Annotated in this window: 20 protein-coding genes; 9 read left to right on the top strand and 11 right to left on the bottom strand. The window is 68.1% G+C overall.

Annotated elements, in window-relative coordinates:
* Window positions 1-103: 103 nt before the first annotated feature.
* The gene (locus AC5RWG_RS09695; protein ID WP_494100662.1) at window positions 104-1,681 is read right to left on the bottom strand and encodes an amino acid permease; all 1,578 of its coding nucleotides are present in this window, start codon (window positions 1,679-1,681) and stop codon (window positions 104-106) included.
* 256 nt (window positions 1,682-1,937) lie between these two features.
* Window positions 1,938-2,750, bottom strand: coding sequence for an SGNH/GDSL hydrolase family protein (locus AC5RWG_RS09690; RefSeq protein ID WP_494166832.1), 813 nt, complete (start codon window positions 2,748-2,750; stop codon window positions 1,938-1,940).
* Between the two features lie 168 nt (window positions 2,751-2,918).
* Between AC5RWG_RS09690 and AC5RWG_RS09685 the strand changes: the two genes are divergently transcribed.
* Window positions 2,919-3,062, top strand: coding sequence for a hypothetical protein (locus AC5RWG_RS09685; RefSeq protein ID WP_494001112.1), 144 nt, complete (start codon window positions 2,919-2,921; stop codon window positions 3,060-3,062).
* A gap of 34 nt (window positions 3,063-3,096) precedes the next feature.
* Here the strand turns inward: AC5RWG_RS09685 and AC5RWG_RS09680 are convergent, their stop codons facing one another.
* Window positions 3,097-3,849, bottom strand: a complete 753-nt coding sequence (locus tag AC5RWG_RS09680; protein WP_494166831.1) for a hypothetical protein — start codon at window positions 3,847-3,849, stop codon at window positions 3,097-3,099.
* 351 nt (window positions 3,850-4,200) lie between these two features.
* On the opposite strand from AC5RWG_RS09680, the gene AC5RWG_RS09675 reads away from it, so the two are divergent.
* A complete protein-coding gene (locus tag AC5RWG_RS09675; protein WP_494024298.1) occupies window positions 4,201-5,022 on the top strand; it encodes an oxidoreductase in 822 nt (273 codons plus the stop codon).
* A gap of 38 nt (window positions 5,023-5,060) precedes the next feature.
* Here the strand turns inward: AC5RWG_RS09675 and scpC are convergent, their stop codons facing one another.
* Together scpC and AC5RWG_RS09665 are read right to left on the bottom strand one after the other, a co-directional pair.
* Window positions 5,061-6,581 (bottom strand): succinyl-CoA:acetate CoA-transferase ScpC, encoded by a 1,521-nt coding sequence (gene scpC / locus AC5RWG_RS09670; RefSeq protein ID WP_494076590.1) that lies wholly within the window; start codon window positions 6,579-6,581, stop codon window positions 5,061-5,063.
* A 140-nt stretch (window positions 6,582-6,721) separates the two neighbouring features.
* A complete protein-coding gene (locus AC5RWG_RS09665; RefSeq protein WP_494049282.1) occupies window positions 6,722-7,621 on the bottom strand; it encodes a LysR family transcriptional regulator ArgP in 900 nt (299 codons plus the stop codon).
* A gap of 40 nt (window positions 7,622-7,661) precedes the next feature.
* Between AC5RWG_RS09665 and AC5RWG_RS09660 the strand changes: the two genes are divergently transcribed.
* Window positions 7,662-8,312, top strand: coding sequence for a LysE/ArgO family amino acid transporter (locus AC5RWG_RS09660; RefSeq protein WP_494001108.1), 651 nt, complete (start codon window positions 7,662-7,664; stop codon window positions 8,310-8,312).
* A gap of 22 nt (window positions 8,313-8,334) precedes the next feature.
* Window positions 8,335-8,856: a metallophosphoesterase family protein gene (locus AC5RWG_RS09655; protein WP_494166830.1), complete on the top strand. Its 522-nt coding sequence runs from the start codon at window positions 8,335-8,337 to the stop codon at window positions 8,854-8,856.
* Here AC5RWG_RS09655 and AC5RWG_RS09650 read toward each other — a convergent pair.
* A complete protein-coding gene (locus tag AC5RWG_RS09650) occupies window positions 8,853-9,047 on the bottom strand; it encodes a DUF2795 domain-containing protein (protein ID WP_493979809.1) in 195 nt (64 codons plus the stop codon). The genes AC5RWG_RS09655 and AC5RWG_RS09650 overlap by 4 nt on opposite strands.
* 371 nt (window positions 9,048-9,418) lie before the next feature.
* On the opposite strand from AC5RWG_RS09650, the gene AC5RWG_RS09645 reads away from it, so the two are divergent.
* The 3 genes from AC5RWG_RS09645 to AC5RWG_RS09635 all read left to right on the top strand — a co-directional run bounded on the left by AC5RWG_RS09645 (window position 9,419) and on the right by AC5RWG_RS09635 (window position 13,205).
* The gene (locus AC5RWG_RS09645; RefSeq protein ID WP_494076588.1) at window positions 9,419-10,090 is read left to right on the top strand and encodes a transglycosylase family protein; all 672 of its coding nucleotides are present in this window, start codon (window positions 9,419-9,421) and stop codon (window positions 10,088-10,090) included.
* Between the two features lie 115 nt (window positions 10,091-10,205).
* Window positions 10,206-11,897, top strand: a complete 1,692-nt coding sequence (locus AC5RWG_RS09640; RefSeq protein ID WP_494166829.1) for a long-chain-fatty-acid--CoA ligase — start codon at window positions 10,206-10,208, stop codon at window positions 11,895-11,897.
* Between the two features lie 321 nt (window positions 11,898-12,218).
* Window positions 12,219-13,205, top strand: coding sequence for an ABC transporter substrate-binding protein (locus AC5RWG_RS09635; RefSeq protein WP_494166828.1), 987 nt, complete (start codon window positions 12,219-12,221; stop codon window positions 13,203-13,205).
* Window positions 13,206-13,313: 108 nt separating this feature from the next.
* On the opposite strand, the gene AC5RWG_RS09630 is transcribed toward AC5RWG_RS09635, so the two are convergent.
* On the bottom strand, window positions 13,314-13,898 hold the full coding sequence (locus AC5RWG_RS09630) for an LOG family protein (RefSeq protein ID WP_494166827.1): 585 nt from the start codon (window positions 13,896-13,898) through the stop codon (window positions 13,314-13,316).
* A gap of 36 nt (window positions 13,899-13,934) precedes the next feature.
* Between AC5RWG_RS09630 and AC5RWG_RS09625 the strand changes: the two genes are divergently transcribed.
* Window positions 13,935-14,474 (top strand): DinB family protein, encoded by a 540-nt coding sequence (locus tag AC5RWG_RS09625; protein ID WP_494166826.1) that lies wholly within the window; start codon window positions 13,935-13,937, stop codon window positions 14,472-14,474.
* Window positions 14,475-14,520: 46 nt separating this feature from the next.
* On the opposite strand, the gene AC5RWG_RS09620 is transcribed toward AC5RWG_RS09625, so the two are convergent.
* Genes AC5RWG_RS09620 through AC5RWG_RS09610 form a run of 3 tightly spaced genes read right to left on the bottom strand, consistent with a single transcriptional unit; the run spans window position 14,521 to window position 16,208 of the window.
* Window positions 14,521-14,736, bottom strand: a complete 216-nt coding sequence (locus tag AC5RWG_RS09620; protein ID WP_493979815.1) for an Rv3202a family protein — start codon at window positions 14,734-14,736, stop codon at window positions 14,521-14,523.
* A 60-nt stretch (window positions 14,737-14,796) separates the two neighbouring features.
* The gene (locus AC5RWG_RS09615) at window positions 14,797-15,099 is read right to left on the bottom strand and encodes a MoaD/ThiS family protein (RefSeq protein WP_494166825.1); all 303 of its coding nucleotides are present in this window, start codon (window positions 15,097-15,099) and stop codon (window positions 14,797-14,799) included.
* 11 nt (window positions 15,100-15,110) lie between these two features.
* Window positions 15,111-16,208 (bottom strand): WD40/YVTN/BNR-like repeat-containing protein, encoded by a 1,098-nt coding sequence (locus AC5RWG_RS09610; protein ID WP_494166824.1) that lies wholly within the window; start codon window positions 16,206-16,208, stop codon window positions 15,111-15,113.
* Window positions 16,209-16,303: 95 nt separating this feature from the next.
* Between AC5RWG_RS09610 and AC5RWG_RS09605 the strand changes: the two genes are divergently transcribed.
* The gene (locus tag AC5RWG_RS09605) at window positions 16,304-17,572 is read left to right on the top strand and encodes an MFS transporter (RefSeq protein ID WP_494049285.1); all 1,269 of its coding nucleotides are present in this window, start codon (window positions 16,304-16,306) and stop codon (window positions 17,570-17,572) included.
* A gap of 146 nt (window positions 17,573-17,718) precedes the next feature.
* Here AC5RWG_RS09605 and bcp read toward each other — a convergent pair whose 3' ends face one another.
* Window positions 17,719-18,183 (bottom strand): thioredoxin-dependent thiol peroxidase, encoded by a 465-nt coding sequence (gene bcp / locus AC5RWG_RS09600; protein WP_494166823.1) that lies wholly within the window; start codon window positions 18,181-18,183, stop codon window positions 17,719-17,721.
* Between the last annotated feature and the right edge of the window lie 68 nt (window positions 18,184-18,251).

Genomic DNA, 18,251 nt, shown 5'->3' with positions numbered 1-18,251 from the left:
GCAGGTTGCCGCCATAACGTGGCGAGCGGCTACGGCCGGGGCCCCGCAGCGCTTGGGTACCGCCGGTGCCCGGCTCCGTCTGGGTAGCCCGGGGGCAGCAGGGTCACCGTGTGGCGTGGGCGGGTTCCTCCTCGAGGTCCTCCGGTGACCGAAGGTCCATCTCGAGCAGCGGCACCATCTTGGACTTGGTGATGAAGCGGTGGGCCAGCCACAGGGCGATGAAGACCGGCAGCCCGATGTAGGAGGAAAGCACCTCCATGCCCCGCCCGGCCAGCACGGCCTCGTAGTTCTGTCCGGCGATGACCAGGACCAGCATGGCGAAGGCCAGCAGCGGGCCAATGGGGAACAGGGAGGCCTTGTACGGCAGGTCGCTGACCTTGTTGCCCTGCGCCAGAAAGCCGCGCCTGAAGCGGTAGTGGGAGATGGCGATTCCCGCCCACACGATGAAGCCGCACAGGCCGGACATGTTCAGCAGCCATGAGTAGGCCGCGCCCTGACCGACGATCGCTGAGAGGAACCCGAAGAGTCCCACGGCCGCGGTGGCCAGGAGCGCCGGAATCGGCACGCCGCGCGCATTGGTTCGTTGGAAGATTTTCGGGGCCTTGCCGTCATGGGCCATGGCATAAAGCATGCGCGTGGAGGCATACAGTCCGGAGTTGCCCGCCGAGAGGATGGCGGTCAGGATCACCGCGTTCATCAGAGCCGCCGCGAAGGCAATCCCGGCGCGCGAGAAGACGAGCGTGAACGGGGATACTGCGACATCGGCCTCGCCGGAGGCCAGCAGACTCGGATCGGTGAACGGGATGAGGCAGCCGATGATGAAGATGGCGCCAATGTAGAAGAGCATGATGCGCCAGAAGACCGTGCGGATGGCCTTCGGCACTTCGCGGCGCGGGTTCTTGGCTTCGCCCGCGGCGACGCCCACCAGCTCGGTGCCCTGGAAGGAGAACCCGGCGATCATGAAGACCGAGATGATCGAGACCCAACCGCCGTGGAAAACTTCATCGCGGTTTTCCCAGTTGCTCAGGCCTGGGGAATTATCCCCGAGGATGCCGAAGATCATCAGCACGCCGGCGATCAGGAAGAGCACGACTGCGGCGACCTTGATCAGGGAGAGCCAGAACTCCGACTCCCCGAAGGACTTGGCGGAGAGGGCGTTGAGCCCGGTCAAGACGAGCAGAAAGATCCCGGCCCACACCCAGCCCGGGACTCCCGGGAACCAAAAGTCCATGATGATTCCGGCGGCGACCAGCTCGGCGGCCACCGTGATGGCCCAGTTAAACCAGTAGTTCCAGCCGATCGCGAACCCGAAGGACGGCGAGACAAAACGGGTGGCAAAGGTCTGGAAGGAGCCGGCGACCGGAATCTTGGCCGACATTTCGCCCAGCGACTGCATCAGCAGGAACACCATCAGTCCGACCAACGCATAGGCGGCCAAGGCTCCGCCGGGACCCGCTTGGGAAATCGTGCCGCCCGAGGCCACGAACAGCCCCGTGCCGATCGCACCGCCGATGGCGATCATTTGCAGGTGGCGGCTGCTCAGCCCGCGCTTGAGTTCGTTGTCGGCCGTGCCGGAGGTGCGGCCCGCCACTGCCCCTGGGAAGGATCCGCGTCGTGTTTCTGCAGCTGGTGTGGGCGCCACAGCACTGTCGTCTGTATGCGTGGGGGAGCTGAGTCCCATTGTGCCTCCGGAAGGTAGCAGCGGTGGTTCAGCTTTCCGGGCGGGCCGCCGGAAAGGACGGTGATCAAGCTAACACGCGCAGAAAATGAGTCCTTAAGCAGGGCGGATGTTGCTGACAAGAACTTCAAAATCTTACGAGTACCGGCGTCCCCGCACGAAAAGCAGCAGAGTTGCTAATCCGGTCGCGCTTTTGGGTAGTTGTCTCTTGTTCATCTGGTAGGGGCCGTGCTGGATGCCCGGTGGCTGACATGCAGGTTCAGCGGCGTCCCTGGAAGGCTTGCCATGTCAGCTCGGCCAGTGCGGCCTGGCCGGCGGGGCCGGGGTGGAAATAGTCCAGTGTGCTGATCTCGCGGGCGGAGAACTTGTAGGCGTACACGGCGCCCCGGTCCCAGTGGCAGTTCCCGTACCGTGCACACGTCTCCGCGAGGATCTCATTGAAGGCCCGCTCGCGGGCAACCACTTCCTGCCGCTGGTTCTCGGTGAGCTCGGCGCCAAGCACGGAGGGGCAGGTTCCATTGGCCGCCCAGACCCGTCTGGCCTCCTGATCGGTGCGCAAAACGGACCACAGGCGATGAAGGTCGGGAATGCTGCTGACGTAGATGCGGGCCCGCGGCAGCCCGCGGTGCAGCGAATCGAGGGCAGCCGCGACGTGCCTGGCGAAATCGGCGGTGGACGTCATCGCTGATGCCGACGAGGCGCACAGGTCGTTGGCTCCGATGAGCAGGGTGATGTAGTCCGCCTTCTGGGCCACGGCCATGGACGCCTGTCCAGGAAGATCTGCCGCCTGGGCGCCGCTTGCCGAGTCGTTGAAGTTGTTGTTGTTGATCTGGGGGTGCAGCGCCGCCAGCCGCTCGTAGTGGCTGCGGATGTCGTCGGACCGCCCGTCGCCGGTTGACCAGGACTTGGCCGGGTAGTTGCCGGGCCGGCAACAGGTGTTTGCGGCCTGGGTAATGGAATCTCCGAGTCCCGCAATGGCACTTGGATACGATCGCGGGGCGACGGATCCAGGCAGAGCAAGCAGCGCCAACAGCATCAGCGGCAGGATCAGGAACCGGACGGTGCTGCCCACGGAACCCCTTCCATGTCGAAGACTCTAACCACCGGCAGCGACTGTCGCCATAGAACCGGGACGGTAGATGAACATCCCGAGCGTGACCGAAGCTGAGCAGGCCGGCACCAAGCGGCAGATGGCGCGTGTCTTGGCACCGGGAGCGGCCTGTCCACGTAGGGTCGAGTCATGGATGGGCACCAAGCGACCGAACTGGAAGGGCAGACGACGATCAACGAGTTGCTTGACGAGCCGGTCGGCGTTGCACCGATCCAAATGACACTGCCGATCTATGTCCAGCTTGCGGCGGGAGAGTTCCGCCGCCTTTCCTGAATTCCTCACGCCGTCTGAGTGCTATGGACATCGGTCAGGCCCAGCGCGAAGCCGCCGGCCGGCGCCGCCAAGCACTGATCAAAAGCCAGATACTCCAGACGAGGCTCGCCGCGATGCCAACCAGGGTCGGCAGGGCGTTGTTCGGCGAAAATCCTTCGGCACCAATGACCCAGCCCTGCACCAGGTAAGCCAAACCGGTCAGCCCCAGCAAGGAGCCCACGAACCTTGATACCCGGCCGCTCCAGATAATAGCGACGGCAAACAGCACAAACGAGAGCCCCAGCAACAGACTTTGGTAACTGCGGGCGCCCCATTCCAGCCAACGAATCCCTTCCGCGACATCGAAGCGGGCGGCCTTCTCCGCCTCCGGCGCGGCTGCCCAGGCATCCACCGCCTGCTTCAGGGCAACGCCGTCAACGGCTTGAAGGACCGCATAAAGCGGCAGCGCCGCTGAAGCGGCGACGCCGGCAAACCTGGACACCCAGGAAGCCGCGCCGCGGTGGAGGTCCAGGGCCGCGAACAGGACCAGCAGCCCGGCAATCAGGATTGTCATCCCCGCGAACTGGCCCACATGAATCCCGGTCCAGGCAGCACTGTTCGCGTACTCGGAGAAGGCTGCTGCATGATCATTGGCGTTGGCGGCGCCAGGGTGGAAAATTCCGGCCAGCAAGGAGACCAGCACCCCGGCAAAGAGAAGAGTTGCGGCCAGCCGCAACCGCGAACGGGTGGGCACGGGTGAATCCTGCTCATCTGCGCGAGTGGGCCGGACGACGCCGTCTTGATCCATGATCCGCCTCCCGACGGCGGCCCGGCTGCGTCTGCTGTCTTGAGGGGTCAGCCTTGGGCCGCCACTATGCAACGGGGTAAAGCCCTCGTATTGCCAACAGTGTGCTCCGGACTTCGGCACTTGTCGAGACGGCGGGAGCGGCAGCGGCAGGGTGGCCGCAAGGGTCGTTCAGAGGGCCACGGGGCCAGCGGGGCCGGCATCCGCTGCTCTCCAGTCGGGGCCGCTACACTGGCGCCATCGACGGTTGCCGGCGGATCTTTGGTGCCGACGGCGGCGCCCGGACGTCGCCGGACGAGCAGGGCACCGCCGTCGCGATGGCATTGACGAAGTGAGGCGGACGGCGCGATGGCGATGGACAAAACGGCACTGGTAACCGGAGCGTCTTCCGGCATTGGGGAACACACCTGCCGGGAACTGGCACGCGGCGGCTTCACCGTCTACGCGGCCGCGCGCCGCGTGGAGCGGATGCGCCCGCTGGAAGCGCACGGGATCCGCGTCCTCGAGATGGACCTGACCGACGACGCGTCGATGGTGCGCGGGGTGGAGCAGATCCTGTCGGAGCAGGGACGGCTGGACGTGCTGGTCAACAATGCCGGGTACGCCTCCTACGGCGCCATCGAGAACGTGCCGCTGGAGGACGCCCGGCAGCAGTTCGAGGTGAACCTGTTCGGGCTGGGGCGGCTTATCCAACTGGCGGCCCCGGCCATGCGGGCCCAGGGCAGCGGGCGGATCATCAACGTCTCCTCGATCGGCGGCGTGTTCTACGAACCCCTCGGCGGCTGGTACCACGCGGCGAAATTCGCGGTCGAAGGTTTGTCGGACTGCCTTCGCGTGGAGCTCAAGCCCTTCGGCATCGACGTGGTGATCGTCGAGCCCGGGCCGATCCTGACCGAGTGGGACGCCATCGCGGTGGAGAGTCTGCAGCGGAGTTCCGAAGGCACGGCGTATGCGCAGCAGGCGGAGAGCGTGGCGCGGGCGATTGGCGGGGCCTACACGGAACGCACGGGAACGCGGCCGGAGGTCGTTGGCCGCCGCATTGCCCGGGTGGCGGGCGCGCGGCGCACGCGCAGCCGGTACCCGGTCGGGAGGGGCGCGCGGACGATCATGGGCGCCCGCCGGCTGCTGCCCGACCGGGTCTTCGACGCCGTGCTCGCCAGAATCTACCAGCGCTGAGCCTGCGCCTCGCAGCCCTGGGTGGGGGATGCGGACCGTTACTGCTCTGCGGGGAGCATGCTGCCCGTCTCCACGAAGCGCTGGTGCCACGACAAGGCCTCCCCGAGCAGGTGCGGGGTGTGCTTGCCGAAGCTGTCCCGGCAGGCGCGGTCGAAGTAGTCCTGCAGCATCGGGCGGTAGTCCGGGTGCGCGCAGGTCTCGATGATCTTGCGCGCCCGCTGCTTCGGCGCGAGGCCGCGCAGGTCGGCCAGCCCCTGCTCGGTGATCACGATCATCGTGTCGTGCTCGGTGTGGTCAACGTGGCTGGCCATCGGCACGATGCTGGAGACCTTCCCGCCCTTGGCCATGCTGGGGGACATGAAGACGGACAGGTAGCTGTTCCGGGCGAAGTCGCCGGAGCCGCCGATGCCGTTCATGACCTTGGTGCCGGCCACGTGCGTGGAGTTGATGTTGCCGTAGATGTCCGCCTCGATCATCCCGTTGAGCGAGATGCAGCCCAGCCGGCGGACCAGCTCGGGGTGGTTGGAGATCTCCTGGGTGCGCAGGATGATGCGCTCGCGGTAGTAGTCGACGTTGGCGTTGAACTCCTCCAGGCCCGTGCGGCTGAGCGAGAAGGACGTGGCGGAGGCCATGCGCAGCACACCCTCCTTGAGCAGCTGCAGCATGCCGTCCTGGATGACCTCGGTGTAGGCGGTCAGGCCGCGGTAGCCGCCGGCCGCCAGGCCCTCCAGCACGGCGTTGGGGATATTGCCGACGCCGGACTGCAGCGGGAGCAGCTGCTCGGTCAGGCGCCCGCGCCGGACCTCGTGGTCCAGGAAGTCCAGCAGGTGGCCCGCGATCTGCTGCGACGCGTCGTCGGGCGGGTTAAAGGGGGAGTTCCGGTCGGGCGCGTCGGTGTGCACGACGGCCACGATCTTGTCCGGATCCACCTGCAGGTAGGGTTCACCGATCCGGTCATCGGGATGCTCGAGCGGGATCGGCCTGCGCTCCGGCGGCAGGGCGGTGCCGTGGTAGACGTCGTGCATGCCCTCGAGACCCACCGGCTGGGCGTTGTTGATCTCCACGATGACCTGGCTGGCCTGCCGGAGCCAGGTCATGTTGTTGCCCACCGAGGTGGACGGGATGAGCCGTCCGTCCTCGAGGATGCCCACCGCCTCGACCACGGCCAGGTCGACGTCGCCGAAAAACCCGAACCAGGTGTGCTGGGCGACGTGGCTGAGGTGCATGTCGATGTAGTCCAGCTCGCCGGCATTGATCCGTTCGCGCAGCGCCGGGTCCGACTGGTAGGGCAGGCGCAGCTGCATCCCGTCGACCTTGGCGAGGGCGCCGTCCAGCTCGGGGGCCGTCGAAGCGCCGGTGAGCACGCGGATCTTGAACTGCTCCCCGGCCGCGTGCGCGGTTTCCATCCGTGCCGCGAGCGCCTGCGGCACCGCCTTCGGATAACCGGCGCCGGTGAAGCCGCTCATGGCCACGGTCATCCCGGGTTTAATCAGTTCAGCCGCCTGCTCCGCGCTCATCACGCGCTCGAGCAGGCGGGCATTGCGAATGCGGTCTTGCATCGTGCCCCTTCGTCTGGATCTCCCCCTCCACTGTAGGGGCCGGGCACCGGTGCCGGGGCTCGGGGCGCAGAGAACGGCACCCTAGGCGGCGGGCGGAGGCACCGCGCACCGCGGGATTTCCGGGCGCGGGGGGGGGGGGGCTAGTGCTGCCGCAGCTGTTCCCGGGCGGTCAGCCGAACGCAGGCAGTCAGTTCGTCCAGGACCGGCGAGCTGATTTTCCAGCGCTGCCAGTACAACGGCACGTCCACCGGCAGGTCGGGTGCCAGTTCGTGCAGCGTCCCGTCGCGGACGTCCGCCAGGCACTGTTGCTCCGGCAGCAGGGCCCAGCCAAGGCCCAGCCGGACCGCAGCGGCAAACTCCGCCGACGCGGGCAGATAATGCCGCGGCGCCCCCAGCGTAACGCCGGTCAGTTCCCGGTAGAAGCGCTCCTGCAGGTCGTCCTTGCGGTCAAAATCCAGCACCGGCGCGGCCGCAAGCCACGCCAAGTCGTCGTGCCCGGTCCCGGCCGGCCGCCAGTGCTCCAAGTAGGCCGGGCTCGCCACCGCCCGGTAGCGCAGCGCGCCGAGGGCCTCCACCGAGCAGCCCTGGACCGGTTCCGGCGTCGCCGTCACCGCCGCCGTCACCCGTCCTGCCCGCAGCAACGAGGTCGAATGCTGCTCGTCTTCGCGGTGGACTTCGAAAAACACGCCCCGCTCGCGCGGCATGCGGGCCAGCGCGCCCAGGAACCACGTGGCCAGCGAATCCGCGTTCACCACGAGCGGCAGGGCCACGCCGTCACCGTCGCCGCCGAGTTCGCGCTGCGCATCGGCCTGCAGGACCCGCACCTGCCGCGCCAGCCGCAGCACCACGTCTCCGGCCGCAGTCGGCCGCACCGGAGCGGTGCGCTGCAACAGGACCTGCCCCGCCGCTTGCTCCATCGCCTTGATCCGTTGGGACACGGCCGAAGGCGTGACGTGGAGCACGCGGGAGGCGGCATCGAAGCTGCCCTCCTGAACGACGACGGCGAAGGTCGCCAGGTGGTCGAATTGGAAGGGCTGCATAAGGCCAGCTTACGTAACGCAAGTTTCTTTAGCTGTACTGATGCTCGGGTTGTCAGTAGCGTCGACTGTTGTGACCACCGCTATTGCTCCCACCGTTTTGTTGGGCCTGGGAACCGGGCTGGCCCTGATCGTCGCCATCGGGGCGCAAAACGCCTTCGTGCTGCGCCAGGGCATCCGCGGCGAGCACATCGGCGTCGTCGTTCTCATCTGCGCGGTGTCCGATGCAGTGCTGATCACCGCCGGCATTGCCGGCATCGGTGCCGTGATTCAGGCCGCTCCGGCGGTTGTGGACGTCATCCGCCTGGGCGGCGCGGCGTTCCTGCTGGCCTACGCGGTGTTCGCCGCCAAACGGGCAATCCGGCCGGGCGTGCTGACCGCCTCGGCCAATCGCTCCGGCGGGGGACTGGCCGCAACGGCTGCCACGGCGCTGGCCCTGACCTGGCTGAACCCGCACGTCTATCTGGACACGGTCCTCTTGCTCGGTTCCATCGCCAACACCCAGGGGCCGGAACTGCGCTGGTATTTCGGCGCCGGCGCCGTGGCGGGCAGCCTCATCTGGTTCGGCGCCCTCGGCTTCGGCGCCCGGCTGCTGCGGCCCTTCTTCGCCCGGCCCGGCTCCTGGCGCCTGCTCGACGGACTGATCGCCGTCGTCATGCTGGCGCTCGGGCTGCGGATGGCCTTCGGCCTCTGACCCAATATGCGAGGATGCCGGTATGGCCACCTCATTGCTGCTGCTGGCGGACACCCACGTGCCGAAGCGGGCACGGCACCTCCCGGACCAGGTGTGGGACGCGGTGGAGGCGGCCGACGTCGTCTTCCACGCCGGCGACTGGGTCACCGCCGGGCTGCTCAACGACCTGGAAGAGCGGAGCCGGCGGCTGGTCGGGGTGTACGGCAACAACGACGGCGATGACCTGCGCGCGCGACTGCCGGAGATTGCCCGGGCGACGATTGCCGGGGTCCGGTTCGCCATGGTGCACGAAACCGGGTCGGCAAAGGGGCGCGAACAGCGCTGCCAAGCCCGCTTCCCGGATGCCGACGTGCTGGTTTTTGGCCACAGCCACATCCCCTGGGACACCACGGCGCCCGGCGGCCTGCGGCTGCTGAACCCGGGTTCGCCCACGGACCGCCGCCGCCAGCCGGTCTGCACGTACATGACCGCGACGGCCTACGGCGGCCGCCTCTTCGACGTCGAGGTGGTGCCGGTGGACAGGACTGCCGGCCGGGGGCGCTAGTTGCCGGCTACCGCTTTGCTGACCTCGGCCGGGCTTTCGTACTGCTTGTCGGGGAGATTCTTGAGCGCCGAGAGGACGTCGTCCCCGGCTCCGGATTGTTCCGCCTTCTTCACCAGGTCGGCGGCGGATGCCGGGTAGTCCACGCCGCCCAGCGCCTTCTGGATGTCAATGGGACTGGGATTCTCTGCCATGGGAAAACCTTCCGATCGAATAGGAATCCCCACGCTACGTGCTGGGCCGGGCAGTGGGAAGGGCCCATAGGGGCGCGGGCGCGCCTAGCCGTAATTCGAGCCGCCGCGCGCACCGACACGCTGGTGGCAGATCACGGTTTTGCAACGTTGGTTACTTTACGGTAACGTGCAGTTCGTGCGCGGGCGAGATGACCGTGCCAGGGGATGCCGGAACTTCCGGCATGAACTACCCATGGAATGCCCGGACGCTGCCCACGCCTTTCGCCGTCAGAATGGCAGACGTCCACATGACCTCGATTATGCGAGTGGCTGACGGCGGTGCGGAGACGTTCGGGGACGGACTGAGCACGAGGCGGCCTCAACGGAGCATTGTGAATCCAAACAAAAACCTGAACCTCAGCCGTGCCCTGCGTGGCGGCCTCGCCGCCGTCGCCCTGACAGGAGCCAGCGTTGCGCTGGTCGGACCGGCCGCGAACGCCGCCGATGGGGCAACCTGGGACGCACTGGCCCAGTGCGAATCCGGCGGCGACTGGAACATCAACACCGGCAACGGCTACTCCGGCGGACTGCAGTTCGCCCCGGGGACGTGGGCGGCTAACGGGGGCAGCGGTTCTGCCGCTGATGCAAGCCGCGCCGAGCAGATTGCCGTGGCCGAGAACGTCCTGGACAGCCAGGGCTGGGGCGCCTGGCCCGCCTGCTCGTCCAAGCTGGGCCTGGCCGGCGGCGGCGGAGGGTCGCAGGTGAGCAGCCAGTCGGCCCAGATCCAGCAGGCACCCGTCCAGCAGGCACCGGTCGCCCAGGCGCCGGTCCAGCAGGCACCGGTCGCCCAGGCTCCGGCCCCGGCACCGGCCGCACCCGCGGTCCAGGCACCGGCGGTCAGCGGCGAAACCTACACCGTGCAGCCCGGCGACACCCTGGGCAAGATCGCCCAGTCCCTGGGCCTTCAGGGCGGATGGCAGGAGTTGTTCGCCGCCAACGCGGACACCGTTTCCGATCCGAACCTGATCTTCGTGGACCAGGTTCTGCAGCTGCCCGCGCAGTAATCCGGCATGCACCAGCAGCGCCCCGTTCTCCGTCAGGAGGACGGGGCGCTGCTGGTTGGGCCCAAAAGACGCGCCCTAGACTGGTAGCAACCGAGTGAGAGGACGGGCCGCTGCTGTGTCCACCGTTGAGAATCGCCCGTGGCTGCAGAACTACCAGCCAGGCGTGCCGGCCGAGATCGATGTACCGACAGAATCCCTGTCGCACATGCTGGAAGACTCGGTCCGCCGGTTCCGGAGGAAGACGGCCCTCGACTTTTTCGGCGCCACGACCAGCTATCGCGAGCTGGGCCGCCAGATCGACCGGGCGGCGGAAGGCCTGCGCCGGCTTGGCGTAGGCCCGGGCAGCCGCGTGGCCTTGATCCTGCCGAACTGCCCCCAGCACGTGGTGGCCTTCTACGCCGTGCTGCGTCTGGGCGCCGTCGTCGTCGAACATAATCCGCTGTACACCGAGCGAGAACTCCGCCACCAGTTCGAGGACCACGGGGCGACGGTTGCCATTGTCTGGAACAACGTGGTGGCCAAGGTGCAGGCGTTTCCGCCGGACATCAAGGTTAAGTCGATCGTGTCAGTGGACCTCGCCCGTGCGATGCCCCGGGCCAAGCGCCTGGCCCTGCGACTGCCCGTCCCGGCGGCCAGGACCGCGCGGAAGGCGCTGACCACCCGGGTTAAGGGAACCGTGACGTGGGAGAGGCTGCTGCAGGCCAGGCCGCTGAAGAAGTCGCACCCCCGGCCGGCGGTGACCGACCTGGCGGCCATCCAGTACACCTCCGGCACCACCGGCAAACCCAAGGGCGCCATGCTCACGCACCGGAACCTGCGGGCCAACGCGGAGCAGGGCCGCGCGTGGATGCACGGCGTGTCCGAGGGCAAGGAGGTCATGTACGCGATCCTGCCGATGTTCCACGCCTTCGGGATGACCCTGCACCTGACGTTCGGGGTGCTCATCGGCTCCCGGGTGGTCCTGTTTCCCAAGTTTGACGTGGACCTGGTGCTGGCAGCGGCGAAGAAGACCCCGCCCACCATCTTCTGCGCGGTGCCGCCCATCTACGAGCGCACCGCCCGGGAGGCCAGGAAGCGCCGGGTGGATTTGGGGTCCGTGCGGTTCGCCATCTCGGGTGCCATGAACCTGCCGCAGGCCACCGTGGACCTGTGGGAGGAGACCGCCGGCGGCCTGCTGGTGGAGGGTTACGGGATGACGGAGACCTCGCCGGTGGCCCTGGGCAACCCGTTCGCGCCGACGCGGCAGAACGGCACGATCGGTGTCCCGTTCCCCAGCACGGAGATGCGGGTGGTTGACCCGGAGGACCCGGCGCGCGACGTCGCGCGGGGACAGCCGGGCGAACTCCTGATCCGCGGCCCGCAGGTCTTCCAGGGGTATTGGGGCAAGCCGGAGGAAACGGCGGAGGTCCTGCTCGACGGCGGCTGGGTGCGCACCGGCGACATCGTCACCGTGGACGCGCAGCACAACGTCCGCATCGTCGACCGGGTGAAGGAACTGATCATTACCGGCGGCTTCAACGTCTCGCCGTCCGAAGTCGAAGACGCCCTCCGCTCACACCCCGACGTCGTGGAGGCCGCGGCGGTCGGCCTTCCGCGCCCGGAGGGCGGCGAGGAGGTGGCGGCCGTCGTCGTGCTTCGCCCCGGAGGCGCCGTCCGGCTGGACGAACAGGGGTTGCGGGACTACTGCCGCGGCCGGTTGGCCGCGTACAAGGTCCCGCGCCAAATCGTCGCGGTTCAGGAGCTGCCCAAGTCGATCCTGGGCAAGGTGCTGCGCAAGCAGGTCAAGGAGCAACTCGCTGCCCGGTGAGGGCGAGTGCTGGCAGGCCCGGCAACAAGGGGGCGACGACGAGCAGAGTGGGTGGAGCGAACCGGCGGGGGCTGGGGCGATGACGAGCAGAATGGGTGGCGCGCGCAGAGGGTGGCGCGAACCAGCGGGGGCGGGGGCGACGCGAACAAAGGGGGTGGGGACGCGAATAAAGTGGGTGACGCGTCACATTCCGTACCCGCGGCGACCGCGCGGTGTGAGCCGTGACATAGTGGTCCCCGGTGGCAGCGCAATGACCGCGCTCTCCGGTTGGGGGAGATCCGCGGGCGCTGTCACTTGATTTTTTCGAACTGAGGAAGTGACATGAAGCGAACATTCCTGACGCTGCTGGCCGGTGTCTCTGCGCTTGGCTTGGCGGCTTGTGGATCCGGATCGCCCAGCGGCGGAGGCAACGAGGCCGGGGGGAACGAATCCGCCGGCGCCGGCGACCTGACCAAGGTGACCGTTGGCGTGATTCCGATTGTGGACACCGCCCCGCTGTGGCTCGGTGACTCGAAGGGTTTCTTCGAAGAAGAGGGCCTGGACCTGGACATCCAGAACGTCGCCGGCGGCGCGGCGGCCATCCCCGCCGTGGTCAGCGGCGGGTTCGACTTCGCCTTCGGCAACGTCGTCTCGGTCATGGTTGCCAACGACAAGGGCCTGGACATCCAGCTGGTGGCCAACGGCAACTCCACCTCGGGAGACACCTCGCACGACTTCGGCGGGGTGGTGGTGAAGGGCGATTCGGACATCAAGTCGCCCAAGGACCTGGCCGGCAAGACCGTGTCCGTGAATACCCTCTCCAACATCGGCGACACCACGATCCGCAGCGTGATCGAGGCCGACGGCGGCGACCCCGAGAGCGTGAAGTTCGTCGAGATCGGTTTCCCGGACGCCCCGGCCGCGCTGGCCAACGGTCAGGTTGACGCCGCGTGGATCCTGGACCCGTTCCTGTCCCAGGCAGTCGAGGACGGCGGCCGCGTAATCTCCTACAACTTCGCCGACTTCGACAAGAACTTGGACATCTCCGGCTACTTCGCCACCGGCGAGACGGTCTCCGGCGATCCGGAGCTGGTCAAGAAGTTCCAGGCCGCGATGAACCGCTCGCTGGAGTACGCGCAGGAGAACCCGGACGAGGTCCGCGAGATCGTGGGCACCTACACCAAGATCGACGAAGACGCCCGCGCGGAGATGGCCCTGCCCACGTTCCGCAAGGACTTCAACATGGAGGCGGCGCAGAAGCTCGCCGACGCCGCCCTGAAGTACGGCACGCTGCAGAAGCCGGCGGAACTGGACAAGTTCTTCCCCTAGGCTTCAACGCCTCACCCGGTACGACGGCGGGATCTCCCGGCCGTCTGCTACCCCCGACAGCGCCTCTCCCGGACGGGAGTGGCGCTGTCTGTTTTCCCCTCCAGGCCGCTAGATGCGGCTCCGCTCGCCGGGGTCCCGCCACTTGCGCACCGGCGGCGTCCAGCCCTCGATCGCGTCCAGCAGTTCGGCGGCGGAGCCGGCCACGATGACCGCATCCCGGTAGTCCTGCTTGAGGAAGCCGCCGGCGACCAGGCCGTCGATGGTCGCCAGCAGTTGGTCCCAGAAACCGTTGATGTTCAGGAAGGCGACGGGCTTCTCGTGGATCCCGAGCTGAAGCCACGTCCAGGCCTCGAAGATCTCCTCCAGCGTTCCGATGCCGCCCGGAAGCGCCACGAAGGCGTCGGCCAGGTCCGCCATCATTTGTTTGCGCTCGTGCATGGAGTCCACTACGTGCAGGGTGCTCAGCCCGACGTGCCCCACTTCGGTCTTGTCCAACGATTCGGGGATCACGCCCACCACGTCGCCGCCGGCTGCCACCGCACTGTCCGCGACGACGCCCATCAGGCCCACCTGCCCGCCGCCGTACACGATACCGATGCCGCGCGAGGCCAGTTCCGTGGCGAACCGCTCCGCCTCCCGCGCGTAGACGTCGTCCCTGCCGCTGGCCGATCCCGTGAAAACTGCAAGTCGCATGCGGCCATTATTCCAGTGCCGCTAGACTCGCTGACCATGAGCGACGTGGACGAGCAAGGCCGCACCGACCCTCCGCTGGCGGCGGGGGAGGCGGAGACCCTGCTGGGTTTCCTGGAGTTCCACCGCGCCACCTTCGAATGGAAGTGCGCCGGCCTGGGTGCCAAGGAGCTGGCGGCGCGGCTGGGTCCGTCGAGCATGACGTTGGGCGGGATGCTCAAGCATCTGGCGTTCGTCGAAGACTACTGGTTCTCCGTACGGTTGCACGGGCAGGACCCGCAGCCACCCTGGGACACTGTGGACTGGAAGGCCAGCCCGGACTGGGACTGGCAGTCCGCGGGCGACGACACACCGGAACAGCTCCGCCGCATGTGGAAAGCCGCCGTGGCACGCTCCCGCTCCCTGACCGCTGAAGCCCTGGCCGACGGCGGCTTGGACCGGGCCGGCTCGGCGGCCGGGTCCACTGCCGGGGTTCCCGGCCTGCGGTGGATCCTGGTCCACATGATCGAGGAGTACTCGCGGCACAACGGGCATGCCGACCTGCTGCGCGAGGCAGTGGACGGACTGGTCGGGGAGTAGCGGGCGGCGCGCCTTGGCCGCTCAGGGCCGATTCGGGTAACCGCTGCTACTCGGCTTCCCCGCGCGGATACTCGTCGTCCTCGTCGGACTTGACCGGTTCCAGTTGCTCCTGCAGGTCCGCCTCGTTCGCCTCCCAGGTGGAGGTCATCGCCGGCGACGCTTCGTGTTCCAGGTCGTCACTGCGGACTGGAAGGGCCTGTTCCTGCACGTCCGCCTCGTTGGCTTCCGTGATGTCCGCTTCGTGCTGGCTGTTGCTGGTCATCGGGTCCCTCCTCCAAGTTGCGGTGGCTATTGGTACACATTGTCGGCTTAATCGTGAATCCTATCCACCGGCGACGGACTGGATAATCAGCAGTTCCTGACCCGGTTTCACGAGCGTCGCAGGTCCCTGCAGCGTGCGGATGTCCTCGCCGTCGAGATACAGATTGACGTAGCGGCGGATGGCCCCGGTTTCGTTGCGGACCCGGCGGTTGAAGACCGGGTAATCGCAGGCCAAGGCGTCCAGGATCTCCGCCACTGATCGCGGGCCGGATGCCGGCACGGTCAGCTCCCGCTGCTCGCCGGTCACCTTGGCCAGCAGGCTGGGCACAACGACGGTGACCGCTTTTTCTGCCACACCCACCACGGCATTCCTCCTTACAGGGTGGCCGCGCGGACGCACAGGACGTCCGGCAGCCCCGAGGCCACTTCCACGAAGACTTCGCCCTCGTCGGCACTGGCGTACACCGAGCCGCCGCGGGTGCCGAAGTAGACGCCGGCCGGATCGCCGGTGTCCACGGCGGCCGCGTCGCGCAGCACCACGTTGTAATCCTGGTCCGGCAGCCCGGTGGCGAAACGCGCCCAGGTGGCGCCGCCGTCGTCGGTCCGGTGCACGGCGAGATGCCCGTCCGGCGGAATCCGCTCGCCGTCGGCCTTGATCGGGACCACCCATGCGGTCAGGGACCTGCGCGGATGAGTGAGCATGACGAAACCGAAATCGGTGGGCAGCCCGTCGGCGATGGACTGCCAGTTGTCGCCGGAATCGTCCGAGCGGTAGACGCCGTGGTGGTTCTGCGCGAAGAGCGTGGACGGATCAGCGGCATCCCGGGCGATCTTGTGGACGCACTGGCCCACCTCGGGATTGGGATCGGGCATGAAGTAGGCGCTGATGCCGTGGTTGCGTGCCTGCCAGCTGGCGCCGCCGTCGGTGGTCCGGTAGACGCCCCCGGTGCTCATCGCCACGTGCATGGTGTCCGGATCCTGCGGGCTCGGCAAGACCGAATGCACTGCCGCTCCGCCGTAACCGGCCCCCCACTGGTCCTTGTCCGGGTGTTCCCACAGGCTGCGGTTGAGCTCGAAGTGCTCACCGCCGTCGGTGGACTTCCAGACCGAAATCGGTTCGCAGCCGGCCCAGACAACGCCCGGCCGGTCCGCGGCGTCGGGCTGGATCTGCCAGATCCGCTCCACCGCGGCGCCGTCGTTGTCGCCGAAGCGGATGGCGCCGTTCTCCGGTTCGGTCCAGGTCTCGCCGAGGTCCTCCGAGCGGAAGATCGTGGGCCCCCAGTGTTCGGAGCGGGCTCCCACCAGCAGGCGGGTCGAGCCGCCGCGCTGGTCGATCCCGATGCTGGGGATCTCGTTCATCAAAAAGTGCGGGCCGGACAGGGACCAATTGGTCCGGTCGCGGCTGGTAGCCAGCCACAGCCCTTTCTTGGTCCCGATCGCCAGGACCGTCTCCCCAGTAGCCATGCCACCCATTCGACCACCGGGGCACCGGCTGCGCAACGGTTTTGCGACGAACGGCCGGGCGCGGGGCAGAATGGGGAGGCCGGCCGTACTGCAGGAACGAGGACATGAGCACGCATCCGCCGAACCAGCCCGGCTCCCGCCTCTGGCTTTGGGTCCTGATGGCGGCCGCCGTGCTGACCCAGACGTCCCTGAACGTGTCGCGGCCGGTGGTTTCGTACAAGCTGCTGGCCCTGGGCGGAGACGCGGCAGTCATCGGCGTGGTGACCGCCGTCTACGCCGTGCTGCCGGTGGTGGCGGCGCTGTGGCTGGGGCGGGTGAGCGACCGGATTCCGTCGCTCAAGGGCATGGTCGCGTTGGGTGCGGCCCTGCTGGCGGTGGCCACGCTGGGGCTGGCCCTGGCGCAGGGGTTCGCGGTCATCGCGATCTCCATGGCCCTGCTCGGGGTGGGGCACCTCGTGTTCACCATTGCCGGCCAGTCCGCCATCGGGCGCTATGCGCCGCTGAACCAGATGGACAGCGGTTTCGGCTGGTTCACCGCAGCGTTTTCACTGGGCCAGTTGGTCGGCCCGCTGCTGGCCGGGCTGCTGCTGGGCAGCGAGACCGCGGGAGTGGGGCCGAGCTGGCTTGGCGCCATCGACCTGACCCTGCTGCTGGCGGCCGGCATTGCCGCAGCCGGGGCGCCCGTGATGCTGATCGGCGCGCATCCCGGCGCCGCGGCCCGGCGGCTCCGCCGCGGCAAGAACGACGGCGGCGCCGCGAGGGAGCCGGTAGTTAAGGAGCCGGTGAGCCAGATCCTGCGGCGGCCCGGCGTGGCCTGGAACATGCTGGCGTCCATGGCGCTGCTCTCGGTGATCGACATCCTGGTGGCGTTCCTGCCGCTGGTCGGCGAGGAGCTCGGGGTGCCGCCGCTATGGGTGGGCGTCCTGCTGGCGGTGCGCGCCGGCGCGTCGATCATCTCGCGGATCCTGCTGCCCTGGCTGGTCCACCGCTGGACCCGGATCCAACTGCTGGTGGTCAGCCTGCTGGGCTCCGGCGCGGCGATCGCGGTGACGCCGTTCGTTCTGGAGCCGTTCTGGGTGGCCGCGGCGGCGCTGTTCGTGGGCGGCTTCCTCCTGGGCCTGGGCCAGCCGCTGACCATGACGCTGATCAGCCACGCGGTGCGGCCGGAGTCCCGGGGGTCGGCGCTGGCGCTGCGGCTGCTGGGCAACCGGGTGGGGCAGGTCGTGCTGCCGCTGGCGGCGGGTCTGGTGGCCGCCCCGCTCGGCCCGGGCGGCGCCATCTGGTTCTCCTGCGCGGTGCTGGGGGCCGCGGCCGCGGCACGGTTGACGGTGCGCACCGGCGGTGGCGGCGGCGGCCGGCAGTCGGCCGGCTGAAGCCGGCGTGACTGCTCCGGTTTAAGCGCACGCTCCGGTTCGGGCGCACGCTCCGGTTGTTTAGTGGAGCAGGCGCCCGAAACGGAGCGACGACGGCGCCAGCCCAGCACCGCCGTCGTGCTTGGTGTGTTGGAAAGTTTCCGGGATTAGACCCCGAGCGTTTCGCGCAGGCGGGCGACGTGGCCCTTGGCGTCCACGTCGTACTCGGCGTGCTTGATGGTTCCGTCGGGACCGATCACGAAGGTGCTGCGGAGCGTGCCGGTGAAGACCTTCCCGCCGAAGGCCTTGTCGCCGTAGGACCCGTACGCCTTGGCCACGGCGAAGTCGGGGTCGGAGAGCAGCGGGAACGTAAGGCCCTCGGCGTCGCTGAACGCCTGGATGGCCTCGGGGCCGTCCGGCGAGATGCCGATGACGTCGTAGTTGGCGGCCTGCAGAGAGTTGAGGCTGTCGCGGAAGTCGCAGGCCTCGGTGGTGCAGCCGGGGGTGGAGGCCTTGGGGTAGAAGTAGACCACCACGTTCCCGCCGGCGTAGTCGGACAGCGAGACCTTCTTGCCGTCGGCGTCGGAGAGGGTGAACTCGGGGGCGGACATGCCGGGCTGGAGCTGGGACAAGAAGATCCTCTTTCGTGGGAGGTAACAGTGGAAACCGTGCTTTCGTCACCGAGTCTAATGGCGAGGCC

This window comes from Arthrobacter sp. Y3221160 (assembly GCF_059092585.1).
The sequence above is the reverse complement of the archived record's forward strand: the minus strand, read 5'-3'. Positions and strand labels throughout refer to the sequence as shown.

Coding starts and splice junctions, on each gene's coding strand:
- AC5RWG_RS09660 (WP_494001108.1), top strand. CDS start 7,662: ATGCTCGGGTTGTCAGTAGCGTCGACTGTTGTGACCACCGCTATTGCT.
- scpC (WP_494076590.1), bottom strand. CDS start 6,581: ATGCAAGACCGCATTCGCAATGCCCGCCTGCTCGAGCGCGTGATGAGC.
- AC5RWG_RS09630 (WP_494166827.1), bottom strand. CDS start 13,898: ATGCGACTTGCAGTTTTCACGGGATCGGCCAGCGGCAGGGACGACGTC.
- AC5RWG_RS09625 (WP_494166826.1), top strand. CDS start 13,935: ATGAGCGACGTGGACGAGCAAGGCCGCACCGACCCTCCGCTGGCGGCG.
- AC5RWG_RS09620 (WP_493979815.1), bottom strand. CDS start 14,736: ATGACCAGCAACAGCCAGCACGAAGCGGACATCACGGAAGCCAACGAG.
- AC5RWG_RS09605 (WP_494049285.1), top strand. CDS start 16,304: ATGAGCACGCATCCGCCGAACCAGCCCGGCTCCCGCCTCTGGCTTTGG.
- AC5RWG_RS09695 (WP_494100662.1), bottom strand. CDS start 1,681: ATGGGACTCAGCTCCCCCACGCATACAGACGACAGTGCTGTGGCGCCC.
- AC5RWG_RS09635 (WP_494166828.1), top strand. CDS start 12,219: ATGAAGCGAACATTCCTGACGCTGCTGGCCGGTGTCTCTGCGCTTGGC.
- AC5RWG_RS09680 (WP_494166831.1), bottom strand. CDS start 3,849: ATGGATCAAGACGGCGTCGTCCGGCCCACTCGCGCAGATGAGCAGGAT.
- AC5RWG_RS09610 (WP_494166824.1), bottom strand. CDS start 16,208: ATGGGTGGCATGGCTACTGGGGAGACGGTCCTGGCGATCGGGACCAAG.
- AC5RWG_RS09650 (WP_493979809.1), bottom strand. CDS start 9,047: ATGGCAGAGAATCCCAGTCCCATTGACATCCAGAAGGCGCTGGGCGGC.
- AC5RWG_RS09655 (WP_494166830.1), top strand. CDS start 8,335: ATGGCCACCTCATTGCTGCTGCTGGCGGACACCCACGTGCCGAAGCGG.
- AC5RWG_RS09665 (WP_494049282.1), bottom strand. CDS start 7,621: ATGCAGCCCTTCCAATTCGACCACCTGGCGACCTTCGCCGTCGTCGTT.
- AC5RWG_RS09685 (WP_494001112.1), top strand. CDS start 2,919: ATGGATGGGCACCAAGCGACCGAACTGGAAGGGCAGACGACGATCAAC.
- AC5RWG_RS09675 (WP_494024298.1), top strand. CDS start 4,201: ATGGACAAAACGGCACTGGTAACCGGAGCGTCTTCCGGCATTGGGGAA.